Annotated in this window: 4 protein-coding genes; 1 reads left to right on the top strand and 3 read right to left on the bottom strand. The window is 69.1% G+C overall.

Annotation, left to right across the window (positions count from 1 at the left end; all coding sequences use genetic code 11):
• The first annotated feature begins 99 nt into the window (after positions 1 to 99).
• Positions 100 to 1,095, top strand: a complete 996-nt coding sequence (locus DJ74_RS15800) for a sensor histidine kinase KdpD (RefSeq protein WP_094527872.1) — start codon at positions 100 to 102, stop codon at positions 1,093 to 1,095.
• On the opposite strand, the gene DJ74_RS19730 is transcribed toward DJ74_RS15800, so the two are convergent.
• The 3 genes from DJ74_RS19730 to DJ74_RS15790 all read right to left on the bottom strand — a co-directional run.
• Positions 1,079 to 1,213: a hypothetical protein gene (locus DJ74_RS19730; RefSeq protein WP_254921679.1), complete on the bottom strand. Its 135-nt coding sequence runs from the start codon at positions 1,211 to 1,213 to the stop codon at positions 1,079 to 1,081. The two genes, DJ74_RS15800 and DJ74_RS19730, sit on opposite strands and share 17 nt — an antisense overlap.
• Before the next feature lie 108 nt (positions 1,214 to 1,321).
• Positions 1,322 to 1,621 carry a DUF5808 domain-containing protein gene (locus DJ74_RS15795; RefSeq protein WP_094524101.1) on the bottom strand — a complete coding sequence of 100 codons (300 nt, stop codon included), beginning with the start codon at positions 1,619 to 1,621 and terminating at the stop codon, positions 1,322 to 1,324.
• 89 nt (positions 1,622 to 1,710) lie between these two features.
• The coding region (locus DJ74_RS15790) for a KEOPS complex kinase/ATPase Bud32 (RefSeq protein WP_254922188.1) at positions 1,711 to 2,182 on the bottom strand (472 nt) is incomplete at its 5' end.

Below are 2,182 nucleotides of genomic sequence, written 5' to 3'. Positions count from 1 at the left end.
TCTTAACTTAACACGGCGGTGGTGACCGCGATCAGATTTAAGACGGGCCGCTCTGTCGTTACTTACGACTGAGTTCGTCTGAGGTTTATGAACACCGATATGGAATTTTTCCCCGGCCGGATCTACGACCGATCGCCGCGCGCGCTCGCCGTCGGGTTTCTCTGTGCGGGAGCGCTGCTCGTCCTCGTGGTCGACGTGGCGGTCGCCGTCGCCGCCGGAGACGCGGCCGCGTGGACGCCCGGCCGTCTCGTGAGCGGATGGGCGGTCGTCGGCGTCTCCTCGCTGTTCCTCTACGGCGCGTTGACCTACCACCGCCGCCGCGCCGAGGCGGCCCGGCGGGAGCTGGAGACCTCGAACCAACAGCTCCAGGTCTTGAGTCGAGTGTTCCGCCACAACATCCGCAACGACCTCAACGTCATCCGCGGCTACGCGGACCTGCTCGCGGACCGCGTCGAGGACGAGCGGAGCCGGGACTGCCTGGAGACGATTCGGACGACGACCGACGACGTCGTCGAGATAAGCGAGAAGCTGCGCGTCATCGAGGAGGCGTCGCCCGACCCGCCCGACGGGCGGATCGATCTGGTCGAAACCGTCCGGGACGCGGCGGCGGCGGTCGACGGGCCCGACGTGACGATCACGATCGAATCGCCCGCCGAGGCGTGGATCCGTGCGGATCGATCGGTCGAGTATCCCGTCCGCGAGGTGTTCGAGAACGCGGTCACGCACAACGACGGCTCGACGCGTCGGGTCGACGCGCGGGTCGAGAAGGACGGAACGACCACCGCTCTCGAGGTCAAGGACAACGGCCCGGGGATCCCCGACGACGAGCAGGCGGTGTTGCGCGCGGAACAGGAGACGCCGCTCTCGCACGCGAGCAGCATCGGCCTCTGGCTCGTCAAGTGGATGTGCGAGACGCAGGGCGGGACCGTCGGGTTCGAGACGACCGACGACGGGACGACGGTTCGACTCCGCTTCGAGTCCGCGGCGGTCGCGGACCGAACGGGGACGGAGCGATCGACGGGACCGGTAAAAACCGGGGGACAGGACGGGGGCGGCGAGTCCCGGCGAGACGATCCGGTCAGTCGAGTTCGGTGATCGTCACAGCGTACACGGCCCCGCAGTTCCCGCACTCGACGTGGACGCCGCGGCTCGTCTCTCCGCGGGTGAACTCGGAGATCTCCTCCGAGCACGAGCACTCGAACTGAACTCTCATTGTTCCGTTTACGTTGTTCCAGTATTTAAAACACAGCGTCCCGAAATCGATCGTGAGAACTGGTTGCGGGACTCGGTCGTCGCCGCGGGGACCGCGACGGCGGCGCGCTCAGTCGTCGTCGACGATCACTTCGACGGGGCCGTCGTCGGCCTCTCCGTCGAGGCCGCCGTCGCCGTCGCCGCCGGCCGCGGCGGACTGGGTCTGTTGGTAGTAGAGCCCGCCGGCGACCGCGAGGACGACCCACGACCGCCAGTTAGCGAGGTTCAGCGTGTAGCCGATGCCGAACGGCTTCTCCACCAGCATCCCCTTGCCAGGTTGCCAGTACGACGACAGCAGCCGGCCGAGGCTCGGCCGCTCGAAGTTGTACGGGATTCCGAGTATCTCTCCCGAGGACGGTTTGTCTGCCATACCGGCACATCGCTCGCCGGGGATATAAATCGTGGCGGGACCGGCTCCTCGGTCACGGGCTCGCCGCCGCAGGGGGCCGGCGGACCCGGCTACCGGTACCGCCCGCGCCCCTCCACCGTCCGCAGTCGGTCGAGGACGTCCCCGTCGCCGGCTTCAGCGTAGCCGGCCTCGAACGCCTCGATCAGGGGGTTCGGCTCCGTCGCCGTCGCGCGGACGGACCCCTCGAACACGTGGAGGTCCATCGCGTGGTCCTCGACGTGGCCGGTGTGGTACGCGAGCCCGAAGTCGATGAGGGTCGCCCGCGCGTCGCCCTCCCCTCGGCGCTCGATCCGGACGTTCCGCGTCGTCGGGTCCCCGTGCACGATTCCCGCCCCGTGGAGCCGCGCGAGGTGACGGCCGACGGCGGTCGTCCACCGTTCGTCGAGGTCGGCGGCGAGGTCGCGGTCGCCGACGTGCTGGAGGGTCAGCGTCGCCGCCGGTACGTCGACGTCGTACACCAGCGGGGTCGGCACGCCGGCCCGCCGCGCCTCGCTCGTCAGGCGCGCCTCGGCGACGGTCCGC

It is taken from the genome of Halorubrum sp. Ea8 (assembly GCF_002252925.1).
Classification (GTDB): domain Archaea; phylum Halobacteriota; class Halobacteria; order Halobacteriales; family Haloferacaceae; genus Halorubrum.
Note: the sequence above shows the minus strand (reverse complement) of the source record. Positions and strands in the feature narration are given on the sequence as shown.

Coding starts and splice junctions, on each gene's coding strand:
- DJ74_RS15800 (WP_094527872.1), top strand. CDS start 100: ATGGAATTTTTCCCCGGCCGGATCTACGACCGATCGCCGCGCGCGCTC.
- DJ74_RS19730 (WP_254921679.1), bottom strand. CDS start 1,213: ATGAGAGTTCAGTTCGAGTGCTCGTGCTCGGAGGAGATCTCCGAGTTC.
- DJ74_RS15795 (WP_094524101.1), bottom strand. CDS start 1,621: ATGGCAGACAAACCGTCCTCGGGAGAGATACTCGGAATCCCGTACAAC.